19 protein-coding genes and 1 pseudogene are annotated in these 16653 nt (G+C 73.3%); 7 read left to right on the plus strand and 13 right to left on the minus strand.

Annotated elements, in window-relative coordinates:
- Positions 1–136 precede the first annotated feature (136 nt).
- From ACIQIB_RS34215 to ACIQIB_RS34225, 3 genes are all read right to left on the minus strand, one after another.
- Positions 137–901: a GNAT family N-acetyltransferase gene (locus ACIQIB_RS34215; protein ID WP_400762797.1), complete on the minus strand. Its 765-nt coding sequence runs from the start codon at positions 899–901 to the stop codon at positions 137–139.
- A 131-nt stretch (positions 902–1032) separates the two neighbouring features.
- A complete protein-coding gene (locus ACIQIB_RS34220) occupies positions 1033–1635 on the minus strand; it encodes an HD domain-containing protein (RefSeq protein WP_363614341.1) in 603 nt (200 codons plus the stop codon).
- Complete coding sequence (locus ACIQIB_RS34225; RefSeq protein ID WP_400762799.1) at positions 1632–2804, minus strand: GlxA family transcriptional regulator; 1173 nt, start codon at positions 2802–2804, stop codon at positions 1632–1634. Before ACIQIB_RS34225 ends, ACIQIB_RS34220 begins: the two co-directional genes overlap by 4 nt.
- Positions 2805–2928: 124 nt before the next feature.
- Here ACIQIB_RS34225 and ACIQIB_RS34230 point away from each other — a divergent pair, with 124 nt between their 5' ends.
- From ACIQIB_RS34230 to ACIQIB_RS34245, 4 genes are read left to right on the plus strand one after another with little or no spacing between them, the layout of a single operon-like run.
- Positions 2929–3912 carry an alpha/beta fold hydrolase gene (locus ACIQIB_RS34230; protein WP_400762801.1) on the plus strand — a complete coding sequence of 328 codons (984 nt, stop codon included), beginning with the start codon at positions 2929–2931 and terminating at the stop codon, positions 3910–3912.
- A 41-nt stretch (positions 3913–3953) separates the two neighbouring features.
- Positions 3954–4466, plus strand: a complete 513-nt coding sequence (locus tag ACIQIB_RS34235; protein ID WP_400762803.1) for an SMI1/KNR4 family protein — start codon at positions 3954–3956, stop codon at positions 4464–4466.
- The gene (locus ACIQIB_RS34240; RefSeq protein ID WP_400762813.1) at positions 4388–5467 is read left to right on the plus strand and encodes an epoxide hydrolase family protein; all 1080 of its coding nucleotides are present in this window, start codon (positions 4388–4390) and stop codon (positions 5465–5467) included. The genes ACIQIB_RS34235 and ACIQIB_RS34240 overlap by 79 nt, the downstream gene beginning before the upstream one ends.
- Positions 5468–5517: 50 nt before the next feature.
- Positions 5518–6003: a hypothetical protein gene (locus ACIQIB_RS34245; protein ID WP_400762805.1), complete on the plus strand. Its 486-nt coding sequence runs from the start codon at positions 5518–5520 to the stop codon at positions 6001–6003.
- A 58-nt stretch (positions 6004–6061) separates the two neighbouring features.
- Here the strand turns inward: ACIQIB_RS34245 and ACIQIB_RS34250 are convergent, their stop codons facing one another.
- The 5 genes from ACIQIB_RS34250 to ACIQIB_RS34270 all read right to left on the minus strand — a co-directional run bounded on the left by ACIQIB_RS34250 (position 6062) and on the right by ACIQIB_RS34270 (position 10926).
- Positions 6062–6682: a hypothetical protein gene (locus ACIQIB_RS34250; protein ID WP_400762807.1), complete on the minus strand. Its 621-nt coding sequence runs from the start codon at positions 6680–6682 to the stop codon at positions 6062–6064.
- A 104-nt stretch (positions 6683–6786) separates the two neighbouring features.
- Positions 6787–7884: an exo-alpha-sialidase gene (locus ACIQIB_RS34255; RefSeq protein ID WP_363614353.1), complete on the minus strand. Its 1098-nt coding sequence runs from the start codon at positions 7882–7884 to the stop codon at positions 6787–6789.
- A 189-nt stretch (positions 7885–8073) separates the two neighbouring features.
- Entirely contained in the window at positions 8074–9516 is a 1443-nt protein-coding gene (locus tag ACIQIB_RS34260) for a dihydrolipoyl dehydrogenase family protein (RefSeq protein WP_400762809.1), read from the minus strand.
- Positions 9513–9968 (minus strand): OsmC family protein, encoded by a 456-nt coding sequence (locus ACIQIB_RS34265; RefSeq protein ID WP_363614357.1) that lies wholly within the window; start codon positions 9966–9968, stop codon positions 9513–9515. The genes ACIQIB_RS34260 and ACIQIB_RS34265 overlap by 4 nt, the downstream gene beginning before the upstream one ends.
- A gap of 190 nt (positions 9969–10158) precedes the next feature.
- Positions 10159–10926, minus strand: coding sequence for an alpha/beta hydrolase (locus ACIQIB_RS34270; RefSeq protein ID WP_363614359.1), 768 nt, complete (start codon positions 10924–10926; stop codon positions 10159–10161).
- A 298-nt stretch (positions 10927–11224) separates the two neighbouring features.
- Between ACIQIB_RS34270 and ACIQIB_RS34275 the strand changes: the two genes are divergently transcribed.
- Positions 11225–12211, plus strand: coding sequence for a YafY family protein (locus ACIQIB_RS34275; RefSeq protein ID WP_363614361.1), 987 nt, complete (start codon positions 11225–11227; stop codon positions 12209–12211).
- Positions 12212–12362: 151 nt separating this feature from the next.
- On the opposite strand, the gene ACIQIB_RS34280 is transcribed toward ACIQIB_RS34275, so the two are convergent.
- The 3 genes from ACIQIB_RS34280 to ACIQIB_RS34290 all read right to left on the minus strand — a co-directional run bounded on the left by ACIQIB_RS34280 (position 12363) and on the right by ACIQIB_RS34290 (position 15026).
- Positions 12363–12749 (minus strand): thioredoxin domain-containing protein, encoded by a 387-nt coding sequence (locus ACIQIB_RS34280; RefSeq protein ID WP_363614363.1) that lies wholly within the window; start codon positions 12747–12749, stop codon positions 12363–12365.
- An 850-nt stretch (positions 12750–13599) separates the two neighbouring features.
- A complete protein-coding gene (locus ACIQIB_RS34285; RefSeq protein WP_400762811.1) occupies positions 13600–14148 on the minus strand; it encodes a DUF1990 family protein in 549 nt (182 codons plus the stop codon).
- The gene (locus ACIQIB_RS34290; RefSeq protein WP_400762815.1) at positions 14148–15026 is read right to left on the minus strand and encodes a YndJ family protein; all 879 of its coding nucleotides are present in this window, start codon (positions 15024–15026) and stop codon (positions 14148–14150) included. Before ACIQIB_RS34290 ends, ACIQIB_RS34285 begins: the two co-directional genes overlap by 1 nt.
- Before the next feature lie 159 nt (positions 15027–15185).
- Here ACIQIB_RS34290 and ACIQIB_RS34295 point away from each other — a divergent pair, with 159 nt between their 5' ends.
- Positions 15186–15455: a DUF1876 domain-containing protein gene (locus ACIQIB_RS34295; RefSeq protein WP_363614369.1), complete on the plus strand. Its 270-nt coding sequence runs from the start codon at positions 15186–15188 to the stop codon at positions 15453–15455.
- Positions 15452–15655: a hypothetical protein gene (locus ACIQIB_RS34300; protein WP_363614371.1), complete on the plus strand. Its 204-nt coding sequence runs from the start codon at positions 15452–15454 to the stop codon at positions 15653–15655. The genes ACIQIB_RS34295 and ACIQIB_RS34300 overlap by 4 nt, the downstream gene beginning before the upstream one ends.
- Positions 15656–15755: 100 nt before the next feature.
- Here ACIQIB_RS34300 and ACIQIB_RS34305 read toward each other — a convergent pair whose 3' ends face one another.
- Together ACIQIB_RS34305 and ACIQIB_RS34310 are read right to left on the minus strand one after the other, a co-directional pair.
- On the minus strand, positions 15756–16196 hold the full coding sequence (locus ACIQIB_RS34305) for a PPOX class F420-dependent oxidoreductase (protein ID WP_363614373.1): 441 nt from the start codon (positions 16194–16196) through the stop codon (positions 15756–15758).
- Positions 16197–16379: 183 nt separating this feature from the next.
- A pseudogene (locus ACIQIB_RS34310) lies at positions 16380–16653 on the minus strand (ubiquinol-cytochrome c reductase cytochrome b subunit); the annotation flags it as partial.

A 16653-nucleotide genomic window follows, 5' to 3' on the forward strand; every position in this document is an offset into this window, starting at 1 on the left:
TCAGAGTCCCTGAGAGTCAATGGGGTTCCTGAGGCGGGGGTTCCTGAGGCGTTCCGCCCACGAGGGAGGCCCGCCCGTCAGGAGGACCCGCCCGTGAAAGGCCACCAGCCCCAAGCCGGCGGTCGACGGTCGGCGGTCAGGGCACGATGACCGTGAGCGAGGTGTTGGTGAGCCGGAACCCCAGCTTCTCGTACAGCCGTTGCGCCTGGTTCCCCTCGCTCACGGCAAGGCCCACCTCGGTGAGTCCGCGGTCGGCCACGTCGGCCAGGACCAGGCGCAGCAGGTCGCCGCCGAGGCCGGGGTAGCCCAGGTCGGGGTGGCGGAAGACGCTGGCGATCCAGGGCAGGCCGTCGCGGTTGGTGAGGATGGCTCCGGCCACGACCTGGTCGGCGTCGTCGACCACCAGCCTGCTGCACGGCAGTACGGGGCCGATGTCCTTCCCGGCGAGCAGGGCCGCCAGCCGCTCCATCCTGGACTGGTCGTCGAGCTCGGGGGAGTGGTCGGGGTGGCCGGGGGCGAACGCGGCGCGTTTTGCCGGGAACAGCTCCTCGGCGTCGCGGTCGCACGGAACGGTGCGGAACCCGCTTCGCAGCGGGGTCTGTGCCCAGTCAGCGGAAGGAGGACAAGCGATCAGATCCAACTCCATGGTGTGAGCGTGCCGGAGGACGGTCGCGCCGCGGTGAAGCAACTGCTCGCCGAGCCCGACAGGGCCGGAGACCACCCAGCCGGACATGTCCGACAGCACGAACTCGACGGGATCAACGGGGCCGACGGCCGCACCGGTGGCGTCGACGGCCGTACCAGTGGGGCCGGCGGCCGCAGCGGCGATGCCGTCGGCGTCCAGCACCTCCAACAGGTCGGCCCACGGCCGCCCCACCCGCTCGCCACGTAGATACCGCACGACCGGAAGGCCATCGACGCTTCGCCCGATCTCCCAGTCTTCTTCCGTTCCAGCCACGCAGCCCACCCGATCTCCGAGAACGTTTCTTGTCCGGCCATCGTCGGCCAGAGCCCGGCCCGGGGACAAGTGGGTTACTCGCCCGGTCCTCCGTCGAGCAGTTCAAGGAATCCGAAGTCGCGGACGAACGCCGCGGTGGCGCAGTTCGGCTTCCGGCGGGCCTCGGAGGCGAAGGCCTCGCGCAGAAACGCGGTGAGCCCCTGGCGGGGGTAGGCCTCCAGAACGGCGTCGACGGCGTCCGGCGGGATCTCCTCCAGGCGCAGGCCGAGGACGTCGGCGGCGGAGCCGAGGTGAATGCCGGCGACCTCGGGGCGCGGGTCGTCGCCGGTGGTCAGCTCCATGTGCAGGCGGACGGCGTCACCGACCAGTTCCGCCAACTCGGGGTCCGCGCCCTCCCGCAGCAGCGTCTCGCGGGCCACCAGGGCGCCGCGCTCCTCGAACGGCGTGACCTGGTCGTCCCAGTCCGGGGTGAGCCCGAGGTCGTGGAAGACGGCTCCGAGGTACAGGGCCTCGCGGTCCGGAGCGAGGCCGCGGCGGGCCAGGATCGCCTCGGCGAAGGCGTATGTGCGGTGACAGTGCGCGACCAGTGCGTCCGGTGAGGCGGCGCGCAGCATGCGCTCGGCGGTTTCGACCAGGGCGGTGTCCGGCCGTGGGGCGAGAGACGGAAGGGAGGTCACGAAGTCTCCTCTGGAACGGAGGTGTCGAGCTCGTTGCGCGGGCTGCCGGTCGGTCTGTCGGCAGCCGGGGACGGGCGGCTGGACCGGTCGGGGGCGCAGAAGCGCTGTCGGTACGCATGAGGGGTGACGGAAGTGTGCTGTCGGAAGGTGCGGTGGAAGGTCTCGGTGGAGCCGAAGCCACAGCGGCCGGCGACGGCGGCGATGGTGAGGTCGCTCTCCTGGAGCAGCCTGCGCGCGGCCTCGACCCGCTGGGCCTCGACGTACGCGGCGGGCGTGCTGCCGGTCTCGCGGGTGAACACCCGGATGAACTGGCGGTCGCTCAGCCCGGCCCGCTCGGCCAGTACGGGCAGCGTCAGCCGTTGGTCGAGGTGGGCGTCGATCCAGGCGAGCAGCTCCGCGATGTCGGCCCGGGCGGTCCGCTGCCGCTCCAGCGGCGCGCTGAACTGGCTCTGCCCTCCGGGCCGTTGGAGGTACATCACCATCCACTGGGCGGTCGCCAGGGCGAGCCTGCGCCCGTGGTCGTCGGCAACGAGCGCGAGGGACATGTCGATTCCGGCGCTCACGCCGGCGCCGGTCCACACCGGGTCGGCGCGGACGTACACGGCGTCCGCGTCCACGGTGATGTCGGGGTACTGCGCGGCGAGCCGGTCGGCGGTGGCCCAGTGCGTGGTCGCCCGGCGCCCGGCGAGCAGACCGGCCTCCGCCAGGATGTGCGCGCCGGTGCAGACGGACGCCACGCGCCGTGTCCGAGGTGAGGTCTCCCGTACCCAGCGGACCACCTCGGGGTCCACCGCGGGCTCGAAGCCGTCCGGGCCCAGCTGCAGTGCCCCGGGGATGATCAGGGTGTCGATGCCGCTGCCGTCGATCTCGCCGAACGCCCGGTCCGCCGACAACCGCAGCCCGCCCGCGCACTCCACCTCGCCACGGCGGGGGCCGACCAGCTCGACGGTGTAGCCACGCGCATGTCCGCGCCCGTACGCGCCCACGCTCGCGCCTGCGTCCGCGCCAGGGCCCGCCCCTGCCGAAACCCCCGCCCCGGCCCCCGTCCGCGCCGCCTCGCCGAGCAGCCGGGTGGCGGCGGAGAACACCTGGGCGGGTCCGGTGACGTCGAGCAGTTCCACCCCTTCGAACACGGCGATGGCGATGCGGCGGGTATGGCTGTGACTCATGAGCCTATGATCCGTACCCGCACCGACCGACGGCAACGACACAGTTGTGTCAGAAAACGACATCCGGCTCCGGTGCCGCGAAATTCAGCGGCGCCGAGCGGCCGCGCCGACCATGCTGGAGATCATGAACGTGCACATCACTGCCGCCGACCGCCTCGGCGAGGAGCGCCTGCCCGGCGGCCGCCTGCTGGCCTGGGCGGAGTGGGGTCCGGTGGATGGAACGCCCGTCCTCCATTCCCCCGGCGCGGCCACCACCCGGGCACTCGGCTTCGGTGCCGACGCAGTGGACGCGCTCGGCGTCCGCCTGATCAGCCTCGACCGGCCGGGACTCGGCTCCTCCACCCCCGCGCCCGGGCGGACCTTCGCCGATTTCGCGGCCGACATCCGCGCCTTCGCCGAGCAGCGCGGACTGGGCCGTCCAGCCATGCTCGGCAACTCCCAGGGCGCGCCGTTCGCCCTGGCCTGCGCCGCCGCGGGCACGGTCGGCGCGCTCGCCCTGGTCTCGGCGGCGGACGAGGTGGCGGCCCCGCACTTCGCCGCCCCGGGCCCGGCCGATGCCGCTGCGGTCACCAGCCGCGCCGCCGAACCGCCTCGCGCCGAACCGCCTCGCGCCGACCCGTTCCCCGCTGACCCGTTCCCCGCTGACCCGTTCCCCGCCGACCCGTTCCCCGCCGAGCTGCGCCGACTGATCGACCTCGCCGTGGCCGACCCGCAGGCCGCCGAGGAACTGTTCGCCGGGTTCACCCCACAGGCGATGTGGGACATGGTGATGGCGGGCAGCCCGGCCCCGGACCTGGCCGTCTACCGGTCACCCGCCTTCGCCGCCGCGTACCGCCGAGCCCTCGACACCGCCTTCGCCCAGGGCCCGGCCGGCTACGCCCGCGACACCGCCCTCGCCATGGGCCGCTGGGGCATCGACTTCTCCGCCGTCACCGTCCCGGTCGACGTCTGGTACGGCGAGCTGGACACCACCCACTCACCCGACCAGGGCGCCACCCTGTCATCCCGCCTCCCGACGGCCACCCGCCACACCGTCCCCGGGGCCGGCGGCGCCCTGCTCTGGACGCACGCCGAGGAGATTTTCCGGACCCTGCTGGAGCGGATCTGAGGCTTGGGGTACATGGGGTGCCGTTCTGGCAATCTGAGCCGATGGACGGTCTCGCCGGTACCCAGTCACCAGTCCGCCGTCTGACCGACCCCGAGGAAGCCATCGCGGAGCTGGAGCGCGTGGTGCCGGGTCTGACCGCCCTGCGCCTGCCGGGTCGCAAAGACGTCAACTGGCCCGCACTGGAGACGGAGCTCGGAACGGCCCTGCCGACCGACTACAAGCTCCTTTGCGAGCTCTATCCGCCCTTTGTGCTCAGCGATTTCCTCGGCTTCGGCGGGCCGGTGCCCGGCTTCGAGGGCACCTGGGTGCAGGGGGCGCGGGAAAGCCTGGAGATCATCACGGAGTGGTGCGAGGAGGCCGACCTGGCCGTCCCGTATGGCGGTCACCGGCCGACCTACATGATCCCTACGGTGGCCGCATGCACATCACCCCCTTCCGGATCGACGTCCCGCAGGCCGAGCTCGACGAGCTGCGTCTGCGCCTCGCCCGTACCCGCTGGCCGGACGAACTGCCCGGTGTGGGCTGGGACTACGGCGTCGCGCTGCCGTATCTGAGGGAACTCGCCGGGTACTGGGCGGACGGTTACGACTGGCGGGTGCACGAGGCCAGGCTCAACGCGTTCCCGCAGTTCACCACCGGCATCGACGGCCAGAACGTGCACTTCCTGCACGTCCGTTCGCCGGAGCCGGAGGCGACGCCGCTGATCATCACGCACGGCTGGCCGAGCACCGTGCACGACTTCGCCGGCATCATCGGCCCGCTCACGGACCCCCGGGCGCACGGCGGGGATCCGGCGGACGCCTTCCACGTCGTGGCGCCGTCGCTCCCCGGCTTCGCCTACTCCGGGCCGACCGGGGAGACCGGCTGGGGCACCCGGCGGATCGCCCGCGCCTGGGCGGAGCTGATGAGCCGCCTCGGCTACGACCGCTACGGTGCCCAGGGCGGCGACTTCGGCGCCATCGTCTCGCCCGAACTCGCCCGCCTCGCGCCGGAGAACGTCCTCGGCGTCCACCTCAACGGGCCGCCCAACGCCTCGTCTCCGGTGGACCCGGCCGAACTCGACCTGCTCACCGACGACGAGCGCGAGCAGGCGCGGCGTAACCAGCGGTGGTGGTACGCCCACTCCGGCTACGCCACCCAGATGGGCACCCGCCCGCAGACCGTGGCCTACGCGCTGAACGACTCACCTGTCGGCCAACTGGCCTGGAACCTCGAATGGTTCGTCGACCATGACCCGACCGCGACCGGACAGCCGCTGCCCGCCCGCGACGCCGTGCTGACCAATGTGACCGCCTTCTGGGTCACCGGCACCGCAGGCTCCGCCGCCCGTCTCTACCGGGAGATCGCCGCCGACGGCTGGGGCCGGTCGGCACCGTCCGGCGTGCCGACCGGGGTGGCGACGTTTCTCGGTGACCGGGCCGTCCGGGGCCTGGCGGAGCTGTCGAACACCATCACCCACTGGTCCGCGTACGACACCGGCGGCCACTTCGCCTCCCTCCAGGCTCCGGACCTGCTCGTCGCCGACATCCGGACGTTCTTCCGCGCCCTGTGCTGACCAGGGCAGGGCACGGCCCGATTGTCAGAGGGGCCTCATAGCTTCGTGCCATGAGCGTCCCTTCCGTGATCCCGGTCAAGTACGAGCCCGACTACCGGACCAGTACCATCGGCCACTGCCTGGGCGGGCAGTTCTTCGGTTCGGTCACGGCCGCCTTCCCCGAAGGGTGGTCCGGCAAGGACTGGCCGGAGAACAAGCGCTGGTTCGCCGTGCTGCACCGGTTCGACGAGGCCGGGCAGCACCTGGGCTCCCGGATACGGTGCACGGGCACGACGGCGGACGGCGAGCGGCAGGTGATCGACGTCGCTTGCGAGCTGCTGGACCAGTGGCTGGACGAACTGCCGGATCGCACGTACGGCGACATCGCGATCGCGCCCTTCGCCGTGCACGAGGAGGGGTGCCTCTTCGGCCTGGTCGTGGAACAGCACGGCGCGGGCGACAGCGAGGGCGAAGCCGAGGGCGAGGACGACTGGGCGGAGCTCTACCCGGACGGCCTCGGCTTCCACGCCCCGTGGGACGGCGAGTACGACACCTGAGCCGCTTGCGGCGCCCGGCTGTTGAGCGTATTCGAGCCCACTGGAACGGTGCTCCCGCTCAGATCGCGTGATGTCGCCGCTTCTGCGGCGACATCAGCCCGGCGACCACGTGCCGGGCAGCCGTACGGCCGTCCGGGCGGGGCACCGGCACCCGCGGGCCTGCCAGGTCCCGGCCAGTGAGGGACTTGGCGCCGACAGTGGTCCAGTCGACGCGGCTCACCACGGCGACGTGGCCTTCCACGTGGGCTTCTTCGTCCTCCCAGTCGTCGGGAGGCGCCATCAGGACGCGAAGGTCCCGGTCGTTCAGCCATTCCAGCCCGAGGACCTGCCGGCCGAAGTCGTGCTCGATCAGCGACAGCACGGTGCCGGTCTCCAGGTGGACGAGAAGGAGCTCCCCCTCGAAGTGGTAGCCACCGTCGTACTCGCCGGACCCCACAGCGAGCAGGGAAAGGGACGGGTGGAAAGCCATCGCGTGCACAGGGAAGTCGGAGCGCAGGAGCCAGCGGCGGCGAGCGCGGTCGGTGACGCTGAAGACGCCGATCGTCTTCGCTTCGTCGTACTCGTGCGCGCCCGCCACCGCAAGCAGGCCACGCTGCTTGTCGGCGACGGCCAGGACGGGATCGCCGATCTCGGAGAAAGGATGGTCACCGCTGTCGCGGTCTACGGAGAACTGGGCCACACCGAGGATTCTCGCAAGGACCCGCGAGAAGTGGGAAGCGCGTTCTGCCCACCCGGGCCTGACACCCCGGATCGACCTCCGTCACCACCGCGGCTCCGCTGTCCTCAGCCCGCGACCACCGCGGCCCGTACGCAGAGCACGTCCGGCAGGTGGGAGACGAGCAGCGACCAGTTCTCGCCCTCGTCGTGGCTGCCGTAGACATCGCCGGTGCGGTTGCCGAAGTAGATGCCGGCCGGTTCGGCGTCGTCGGTGCGCAGGGCGTCGCGCAGGACGATGCCGTAGTGGTCCTCGCCGGGCAGGCCGTTGGCGAGGGACTGCCAGCTGCCGCCGCCGTCCTCGGTGCGGAAGACGCGGCAGCGGCGGCCGGGCGGGATCCGGTCGTCGGCGCCGCCGAGCGGGAACAGGTACGCGGTGTCGGCGCGGCGCGGGTGGGCGGCGACGGCGAAGCCGAAGTTGGCGGGCAGGCCGTCGGCGATGAACCGCCAGTTCGCACCCGCGTCGTCGCTGCGGTAGACGCCGCCGTGGTTCTGCAGGTAGAGGCGGTCGGGGTTGACGGCGTCCCGGGCGATCTTGTGCACGCACTGGCCGAACTCGGGGTACTGACTCTCCTCCGGGAAGAACTCGGCGCGCAGGCCGGTGTTGGACGGCTGCCAGCTGTCGCCGCCGTCCTTGCTGCGGTAGACGCCCCCGCTGGAGACGGCGACCAGCAGCCGTTCGGGGTCGCGCGGGTCGGTGAGGACGGTGTGCAGGCCCTGGCCGCCGTAGCCGGCGCCCCACTGGGCCCGCTGCGGGTGGGACCAGAGTGATTCGACCAGTTCGAAGCTCTCACCGCCGTCCTCGGAGCGGAACAGCGCGGCTGGTTCGGTGCCCGCGTAGACCACGCCGGGTGCCTCGGCGCCGGCCGGCTGGAGCTGCCAGACCCGGGTGAGCGAGGCGCCGGTGTGCTCGGGGAAGCGGATCGCGGGTTTCGGTGGCTCGAACCAGCTCGCGCCGAGGTCGTCCGAGCGCCAGACCGACGGGCCCCAGTGGCTGCTGTCGGCACCGACCAGCAGTCTGACCCGGCCGTCGCGGCGGTCGACGGAAACGGAGTAGATCGCGTTCATTCGGAAGTGCGGCCCGCTGAACTCCCAGTTCAGCCGGTCGCGGCTGCGGCCGAGAAAGAGGCCTTTCTCGGTTCCGACGGCCAACAGGACCTCGGTCATTCCACACACCACCTGGTCGGCGAAACGGCCCCCACCGGGACACCCCCTTATCGGCCAGTGTCCCGCCGGAGATCCTCGGCCACATCTCGCCATGCCGACGGAGGACGGCGTCCTCCCGACCGCCCCACCGACGCCGGCCCCGGCCGCAGGCCCCGGCCGGACCGGAGTCGTGCCGGGGCGGCCCGCGCCTCAGCCCCGGCAGTCCTCCAGCAGCCGCAGCCACACCTCGCTGATCGTCGGGTACGCGGGCACCGCGTGCCAGAGCCGGTCGATCGGCACCTCGCCGACCACCGCGACCGTCGCCGAGTGCAGCAGCTCGGCGACCCCGGGGCCGACGAAGGAGGCACCGACCAGCACCTCCCGGTCGAGGTCGAAGAGGACCCTGGCCTTGCCCCGGTAGTCGTCGCCGTACAGCGAGGCGCCGGCGACCGAGCCGAGGTCGTGGTCGACCGTCTTGACCCGCAGGCCCGCCTGCTCGGCGGCGTCCAGCGTCAGACCGACGGACGCGACCTCCGGATGGGTGAAGACGACCTGCGGCGCCCCGGCACTGTCGGCCGAAGCGGCGTGCGCGCCCCAACGCGAGGTATCCAGCGCACGCCCCTCGGCGCGGGCAACGATCACCGCGCCCGCGATGCGCGCCTGGTACTTGCCCTGATGGGTGAGCAGCGCACGGTGGTTGACGTCCCCGACCGCGTACAGCCAGTCGTCGGCGACGCCGAGCACGGTGCAGCTGTCGTCCACGTCCAGCCAGCTGCCGGGCTTCAGCCCGACCTGCTCCAGCCCGACATCGGCGGTGCGCGGTGCGCGGCCGGTGGCGTACAGGACCTCGTCGGCGGTCAGTCGCTCGCCGTCACCGAGGACCAGCGTGACGGGCCCGGGGCCCTCCGCGCGCTCCAGCGAGGCGACCTCCGTCCCGAACCGGACGTCCACTCCGGCCGCCCGCAGACCCTCCGCCACCAGCTCGCCGGCGAAGGGCTCCATCCGGGGCAGCAGGCCGCCGCCGCGCACCAGCAGCACGACCTCGGAGCCGAGCGCCCGCCAGGCGGTGGCCATCTCCACCCCGACCACCCCGCCGCCGACCACCGCCAGCCGGGCCGGCACGGTGGGCGAGGCGGTCGCCTCCCGGTTGGTCCACGGCCGGGCCTCGTGCAGCCCGGGAACGTTCTGCGGCAGCACCGGCCGGCTGCCGGTACAGATCGCGACGGCGTGCCGGGCGGTGAGCAGCCGCTCGCTGCCGTCGTCCGCCTCGACGGTGACGGCCCGCTCGCCGGCCAGCCGGCCGTGGCCGCGTGCCAGCTCGATGCCGTTGTCGCGGAGCCACCGCACCTGGCCGTCGTCCTGCCAGTGCGAGGTGAACGAGTCGCGCCTGGCCAGCACGGCGGCCGCGTCCAGCGCGCGGGGACCGACGGCCTCCCGCGATCCGGCCACCGCGCGGGCCTCGGCCAGCGCGGCCACCGGGCGCAGCAGGGCCTTGCTCGGCATACAGGCCCAGTACGAGCACTCGCCGCCGACCAGCTCGCTCTCCACGATCACCGTGCGGAGCCCGGCGGCGGCGGTCCGACCGGCCACGTTCTCACCGGGAGGGCCCGCGCCCACCACGATGACGTCGTACTCCTCGGATGTGGTCGTCATGCGCGGTCCTCCGTGGTCTCGATCGCCATCCCGGCCCGCAGGGCGAGGGTGACGGGTGTGCGCTCGCAGATGTCGAGCAGCCGGGCGCGCTGGGCGTCGTCGAGTGCGCCGGTGAGCGAGACCCGGCGCGAGACCCGGCCGGTGCGCCCGTCCGTCTCGTATCCGAGCCTGACCCGGACGGCCTCCAACGGCCACTCCTTGCGCTCCGCGTACATCCGCAGGGTGATCGCGGTGCAGGAGCCGAGTGAGGCGAGCAGCAGCGCGAACGGCTCCGGCCCGCTGTCCGAACCGCCTCGGCGCACCGGTTCGTCGGCGGTCAGCAGGTGCGTGCCCGCCTTCACCTCCACGTGGTACGGGGCATCGGCGCTGCCGCCGGTCACCACGGCGGTGGTGACCCGCCGGAACTCCGGCACGGCCTCGGGGACGGCCGTACTGGTCGGGATCTGGTTCATCGCGGGCTCACCCTCACTCCCGGCCGGCTCGACTCTCGGTGGCCGGTGGCCGGCCATCGGCCACCGGCCACCGGTCGGCGCCGTGCCGGGTGCCGACGCCGTGCCCATCCTGCGATGCCGGGGGCGGTCCGCGCAGGCGAACACGCGGACGAACGCAGGGCCCCGCACACCGACCGGCGCGTCGGCCCGCTCAGCTCACCGTGGGCCCCGCCGGCCCCGCCACCTCCGCGAGCTCCGCCAGCACCGCGGCCGTGTCCGCCGGGCGGGAGAACATCGGCCAGTGCCCGGTCGACAGTTCACGCAGCTCCCACTCGGGTCCGCCGAGCGCGGTGAAGTACGGGTGGCCGGAGGCGATCATGGAGCGGACCTGCTCCAGCGGGAAGGAGCAGGAGACCAGGGCCTTCGGCAGCCGATCCCCTCCGCCGGTCAGTCGCAGCGGCTCGGTGAACGCGCCGGCGGGTTCGTCGGTGGCCCGTTCGCGAATGCGGGCGAGGGTGGCCTCGTCCAGACCGGTGAGACTCGAACCGGAGGCCGCCAACTCCGCCCAGGACGGCATCGGGTGGCGCCAGCCGTCGACGAGGGACGCCTCGGCGCGGGCCCGGTGGTCGGGCTGCCAGACGTCGCCCAGGGAGGCTCCGTCGAGCAGCGGGCCGCTGTCGAGGTAGACGACGCGCCGGATGCGCTCGGGCAACCGGTCGGCCGCGCCGGTGACCGGGGCACCCCCGCCGCTGTGTCCGACCAGCACCACATCCCACAGATCCTCGCGGGTCAACAGGCCGGTCAGATCGGCGATATGGGTCTCCAGCCCGACCTCGGGCCCGCCCTCGCCGACGCGCTCGGCGACGCCGGTGAGGCTCACCGGGTGGACGGTGTGCCCGGCCGCGCGCAGCGGCTCGGCCACCGCGTCCCATGCCCAGGCGCCGAGCCAGAAGCCGGGGACCAGTACGAATGTGCTCATCGGGGATCGCTCCTTCTCAGGACGGCTCTTCGCGGTCCGCCCCGGGGCCGCTCGCCGCGAACCACTCGCCGCGAACCACTCGCCACGAACCCGCTCGCGCGCACCGTGCCGGGACTGCCCGCCGCGGACCGCTCACCGCAGGACTGCTGTCGTCCATGACTCTAGGATCGAATCCGGACAGGACCCGCCCGGATAAGCCTCGCTCACTTCTGATCACCTCTGATCGAATCCGGTCAACCGGGACGGCCCCGCCCGACCCCGCCCGACCCCGACGACCCGAACGGAGAACGGTGAGCCGATGGATCATCCGGTCAGCCGCGTCCTCGCCCTGCTGGAGCTGCTTCAGGCCCGACCCGGGCTGACCGGCGCCGAGCTGGCCGAGCGGCTGGCGGTGGACGAACGCACCGTCCGCCGCTACGCAGCCCGGCTGGTGGACCTCGGCATCCCGGTACGGGCCGACCGCGGCCGCTACGGCGGCTACCGGCTGCTGCCCGGCTACCGCCTGCCGCCGCTGATGCTGACCGGGGACGAAGCGGCCTCGGTGGTCCTCGGGCTGCTGGCCGGGCGAAGCTCCGGGCTCTCGGTGGGGGAGCAGGCCGCCGAGACGGCGCTCGCCAAGATCCGGCGGGTGCTGCCGGCGCAGCTGCGCGAGCGGGTCGCGGCGGTGGAGCAGACGCTGGGGCTGACCTCGGCGCCCGCCGCCGGTCCCAGCCCGGCCGCCGCGGCCCTGTTCACGCTGGCCGAGGCGGCCCGGCGGCGGCGCCGGGTCGCGCTGGCGTACCGGGACCGTACGGGCGAGCCGAGCGAGCGCGAGTTCGACCCGTACGGCCTGGTCTTTCACTCGGGGCGCTGGTACACCACCGGCCTCGACCACCGCAGCGGCGAACTGCGCACCTTCCGGCTGGACCGGATCGAGGCCGCCGAGCCGCGTGAGGCCGGCTTCGAGGCGCCGGAGGGCTTCGACCCGGTCCAGCGGGTGGTGGAGTCGCTGGCCTCGGTGCCGTGGACGCACGAGGTGGAGGTGGTCCTCACGACCACCCTCGCCGAGGCCCGGCACCGCATCCCGCCCGCCGCCGGGACGCTCACCCCGACCGGGGGCGGGCGGGTCCTGCTGCGCGCCCGGGCCCAGAACCTCGACGGCGTGGCGGTGATGCTGGCCGGCCTCGGCTGGCCGTTCACCGTCCGCCGTCCGGATGCGCTGCGCGCGGAGGTACGGGCCCTCGCCGCCCGACTGACGGCCTGGAGCGAGGAGTGCGGACCGAGAAATGAGACCGAGGACCGATGAGTGAACCCCGAGGGCCCGCCCGTCCCGGCCCGGGACCTGCCGGGGCGACGCCCACCGTTGCCCCGTTCCGGCACCTCGCACCGCACCGCGTCACCGCACGAGCCGGTGGGCCCGGGGAACTGCCCGCCCCGGGGCCACCGTCGCGGGACCGTCAGACCGGGTGGCCGTCCTGCTCCGCCGCCACCTTGCGCTTCACCTCGGCCATGTCCAGCTTGCGGGCCTGGCCGATCAGGTCCTCGAAGACGGCCTCCGGCAGTGCGCCCGCCTGCGAGAAGACGAGGACGCCCTCGCGGATGATCGCCAGCGTCGGGATCGACTGGATGCCGAAGGCGGAGGCCAGCTCCTGCTGCGCCTCGGTGTCCACCTTCGCGAAGACCAAGTCGGGGTGGCGGTCCGCCGCCTTCTCGTACACCGGGGCGAACTGCCGGCACGGGCCGCACCAGCCGGCCCAGAAGTCGATGAAGACGAAGTCCTTGCCATCCTGGCCGGGGACGATCTCGTCGAAGTTCTCCTTGGTCAGCTCGACCGTGCTGCTCATGTCGTGATTCCTGCCCTTCCGAGGCGGCGGTTCAGGCCATGTGCCCGCGACAACCGCAGCGGCCCGCCCGCTATTCCAGGGCATCCCGCCGACTCGTCGAGTGTTCGGCGGCCCCGCCCGTCATGGAGGGCGTTCCACATCCGCGCGCATCCACCGCGAAGCACACCACGCCCGGAAACCGCCGCGCCGGGCGTCCGGCCGCGCCGGCCGCGTCACGACCGGCCCTTCGCCCCCGCGGGCAGGGCAGCCGGGCATCAACGCGCCCTTCGACTCCTACGGTTGGGCCGGCGTGGGGGCATGAGGGTATCGAGAGCGCCCACGGCGGCACGGATATGGGCGGGGCCGCGGCGCAACCGCTCTCCCGCGCACCACCAGGAGAGTCGTCCGTTCGCATCCCGCGGGTGCATGCCCAGGCCATGTTCGGCACACACGGGCCACACCTGCCGCAGGCACGCGGTGACGGTCTCCTGCACGGCATCGGCGATGATCGCCAGTGCGTTGACAGGGTCGTCCGCCGAGTCCGGGTGCAGGTGGTTCCCGTGCCACTCGCCGTTGGCCAGAGCGACATGGACCTCCTCCGGCTCGTCCGCGTCGAAGGGAGCGCCGAAGGGAGGAAGGGCCAGCAGTCGCAGGGGCCCCTGTTCGGGAAGGGTCACCGCCAGGTCCCGGTTGAGGAGGGCGAGAGCCCCTTCCCACCGGGGGTACTCGCCCGGTGGGACGCGACGGGGCTCGAAACGGTCGAAAGGAGTGGGCACGGGGACCATCCTCCGCCATGGAGGACGGCTCCGGTCGCACACCTGCTCGCAAGAGCGGCATCTGAGCCTCCGTCATGCGAGTCGAACATGTCGGCTCATTGCTCCGGCTCCGTGCGGTGCCCGGCCGCCGCCGAGGCGATCCGGGTCAGGACGCGGCCGCAGCGGCGGGCGAACAGGCGCTGGCCGAGCGGCAGCAGGGGGCCGGCGAGGCGGGCGAACCAGCGGTCGGGGCGGCTGAAGGCGGTGACGGTGAACCAGACGGCCTTGTCCGGGCCCATCTCGACCCGGAACGTCTCCTCGCCGCAGGCGAGATGGCCGTGGCGGGTGCCGTAGGTGAAGCCGTAGCGGTCGGGGCCGTCGTCGCTGCGGACCACCCGGCAGGGGGCCTCGGCCCGTAGCGGGCCGAGGCCGATGGCGCACTCGACGGCGACTCCGGCGGCGGCCCGGTCGGCCTCGGCGGTGACCAGGACGCCGGCCGCGCGGTGCATCCGCCAGCCGAGCAGCGCGTCACCGGCGGCGTCCAGCGCGGCGCGGCCGTGGCCGATCAGGACGCGGTGGCGCAGGTGGTTGTAGCCGGCGGGCAGCGGCCGGTCGACGGCACTGCTGGCCCCGACCTGGGGGTAGCTGAGGTCGCTGGTGTTCATCACACGGTTTCCTTGGTGAGCGGGTCGAAGCGGCCGAGCCGACCGGGGTGACCGGGGTGACCGACGCGGCGCCAGGCGAGCAGGGAGCAGAGCGCGAAGCCGAGCGCGTTGCCGACCCCGTGGGTGGCGGCCATCCAGCCCAGGGTGGGGTGCGGGAGCCCGGACGCCTCGCCGAGTGCCCACCAGAGGGCGAGCAGCATGGTGGCGACGAGCACGGCGGAGGAGACGGCGAGCAGGGCGGCGGTGGTCCGGTCGGCGGCGCGGGTGCGCAGGTCGCGCCAGGTGAGCAGGCCGGTCAGCCACATCCCGGCGGTGAGCACCAGGGCGCCGGCGAACTCGGCCCAGTCGTCGACGAAGTAGCCGGCCAGCACCAGCAGGGTGCCGAGCGGGACGCTGAGCGCGGCGCAGCGGGCGGCGGCGCTCGCGGGTGCGGCCCGGCAGACCAGTCCGGCGACGAGGGCGGCGGTGAAGCCGGCGTAGTGGAAGTGCGGCACCGTCAGCGCCAGGATGTCGAGGTCGAAGCCGAGCAGTCGGTACCCCGACCGTTCGGCGACCAGTGCGAGCCCGGCCACCGAGGGGGTGGCGAGCGCGGTGAGCACGGCGGTCTCGCGTGGTGCGAGGGAGCGGGTGCGGGCCAGCCGCAGCGGCGCGTGGGCGGCGAGGGCGAGGGTGCCGAGCGCGTACAGGAGGGCACTGCCGGTCGCGAGGCCGCCGCGCGGCAGCCAGAGCGAGAGTGCGCCGGGGACGGCGGCCAGCGGCCAGTACCGGCGGACGCGGGCGAGCCCGGGTTCGTCGATCAGGGTGAGGCCGAGCAGGATCACGGCGCCCATGCCGAGCAGGACGAGAAGGTCGACCAGTTCCGCCGTGCCCCGGCCCATCGCGGCCACCCCGCTATCTTGAACGCGTTCAAACTCTACTGGCGGTGACTCTACGCTCATCGATTGAACGCGTTCAAGTCGCCCCCCGGGCCGTGCTGCCCTGGTGTTCACGCTGGGTACGGCGCACTCTGGAGGAGTAACCGTTGGAGGTGATCCGCCATGCAGACTCTCGTCGGTTGGCACATCGAGATGGAGTTTCGCGAGGAGGGGGCGAGGACGTCCGCCGCCGCCCTGCTACGGCTCGGGGACGGCACGGAAGTGCGCGCCCACGGCTACACCAGCCGCCACCCGTCCGACCCGGAACAGCTGAGAGTCGGCGAGGAGATCGCGGCCGCCCGGGCGCTCAACGACCTCGCCTCACAGCTCCTCACCAAGGCGCACGGCGAGATCCAGGAGGTCAGCCCGGTCCCGACCCACCCGCTGACGTGACGACACCGGGCCGCGACGGCGGGCCCGTCGCCCGGGAGCCGCGCAAGCCGGGCATCCCGTTGATCTGCCCGCGGTGCGGCCACGAGCAGCAGGTCGTCCCCGGCGGGCCCGGCCGGGTGGTCAGGGTGGTGCACGTCGGCACCGGACGGGAGGCGTGCGAACCCGGCGACCTCGCCACGGCCCCGGAGGACGGGGACTGAGGCGAAAGGCCGGGTCCGCGACGACCGGGTCCGCGACGGGGACACCCCCGCCGCACCCCGGTCCGCCGCACCCCGGACGGGCCTCCCGGTTCGGGCCGCCTCAGTTCGGACAGTACGTCGTCGGCAGCTGCCACTCCGGCCCGATCAGCCGCTGCTCCAGCTCGTTGAGCGTGATCCGGATGCCGACCGTCCCGGCCAGGCCGAGCCGGAAGCGGCTGCGGGCCAGGGCGATCAGCGCCGTCATGCCGTACTTGTTGATCAGCGAGGTGCGGTAGCGCGCGGTGGCGTCCTCGTCGCAGACCGCCGCGCGGGCGGGGAGCTGCCGGCCGGTCGGACGCCCATGGGCATCGCACGGGCCGACGAGCACCTTGGGGTGGCGGCGGATGCGCTCGGCCTCGCCGGAGTGGGCGGGGGTCCAGATGCCGAGCGCCGGGCCGTCGGCGACCACCCAGATCTGCGAGCGGAGCTTGCTGCCGTCCTCGCCGAAGGTGGTGAGCAGGAGGTATCTGCTGTCGGCGAGTTGGTCGGTACGGTCGTGCACGATGTCCTCCCTTGTCCAGGTCGGGCAGGCCGGTGTCCGTGGTGCGGTGTCCACCCGGTGCTCGTGGCGCGGTGCTTGTTGTGCGGTGCTCGTCGTGCGGCGCGGTGCCTACGGTGTGGTGCTTGCGGTACGGCGCGGTGCGGGCCCCGTCGCCCCGCGCCGCAGGGCCGGCGGCAGCGCCCGTCAGTGCCCGTGGCCCTGGCCGTCGGTGATCTCGCGGTACTCCTCGGCGGTGGGCTTGGCGATCCTGGCGCCCTCGCCGTACAGCCCACGGGACAGCCTCGCACGGGTACGGGTGAGCGCCCCCGCCGGGTGGGCGACTCCATTCTCGTCCACGGCGGCCGGGAGTTCGAGGGGTCGGGGCTGCTCGTGCGAGGTGAGCTTGTGCAGGTCGGCCTGCGGCAGCTGCGCGTGCACCTCGACGAACTCGCCGTGCGGCAGGCGCTTGATGACGCCG

This window comes from Kitasatospora sp. NPDC092286 (assembly GCF_044755565.1).
Lineage (GTDB): Bacteria > Actinomycetota > Actinomycetes > Streptomycetales > Streptomycetaceae > Kitasatospora.

What these genes read in the sequence shown, in the direction of transcription:
- ACIQIB_RS34290 (WP_400762815.1), bottom strand. Translation starts at nt 15,026, where the DNA reads ATGGGCCGGGGCACGGCGGAACTGGTCGACCTTCTCGTCCTGCTCGGC.
- ACIQIB_RS34275 (WP_363614361.1), top strand. Translation starts at nt 11,225, where the DNA reads ATGGATCATCCGGTCAGCCGCGTCCTCGCCCTGCTGGAGCTGCTTCAG.
- ACIQIB_RS34265 (WP_363614357.1), bottom strand. Translation starts at nt 9,968, where the DNA reads ATGAACCAGATCCCGACCAGTACGGCCGTCCCCGAGGCCGTGCCGGAG.
- ACIQIB_RS34270 (WP_363614359.1), bottom strand. Translation starts at nt 10,926, where the DNA reads ATGAGCACATTCGTACTGGTCCCCGGCTTCTGGCTCGGCGCCTGGGCA.
- ACIQIB_RS34235 (WP_400762803.1), top strand. Translation starts at nt 3,954, where the DNA reads ATGGACGGTCTCGCCGGTACCCAGTCACCAGTCCGCCGTCTGACCGAC.
- ACIQIB_RS34285 (WP_400762811.1), bottom strand. Translation starts at nt 14,148, where the DNA reads ATGAACACCAGCGACCTCAGCTACCCCCAGGTCGGGGCCAGCAGTGCC.
- ACIQIB_RS34260 (WP_400762809.1), bottom strand. Translation starts at nt 9,516, where the DNA reads ATGACGACCACATCCGAGGAGTACGACGTCATCGTGGTGGGCGCGGGC.
- ACIQIB_RS34245 (WP_400762805.1), top strand. Translation starts at nt 5,518, where the DNA reads ATGAGCGTCCCTTCCGTGATCCCGGTCAAGTACGAGCCCGACTACCGG.
- ACIQIB_RS34225 (WP_400762799.1), bottom strand. Translation starts at nt 2,804, where the DNA reads ATGAGTCACAGCCATACCCGCCGCATCGCCATCGCCGTGTTCGAAGGG.
- ACIQIB_RS34280 (WP_363614363.1), bottom strand. Translation starts at nt 12,749, where the DNA reads ATGAGCAGCACGGTCGAGCTGACCAAGGAGAACTTCGACGAGATCGTC.
- ACIQIB_RS34255 (WP_363614353.1), bottom strand. Translation starts at nt 7,884, where the DNA reads ATGACCGAGGTCCTGTTGGCCGTCGGAACCGAGAAAGGCCTCTTTCTC.
- ACIQIB_RS34295 (WP_363614369.1), top strand. Translation starts at nt 15,186, where the DNA reads ATGCAGACTCTCGTCGGTTGGCACATCGAGATGGAGTTTCGCGAGGAG.
- ACIQIB_RS34230 (WP_400762801.1), top strand. Translation starts at nt 2,929, where the DNA reads ATGAACGTGCACATCACTGCCGCCGACCGCCTCGGCGAGGAGCGCCTG.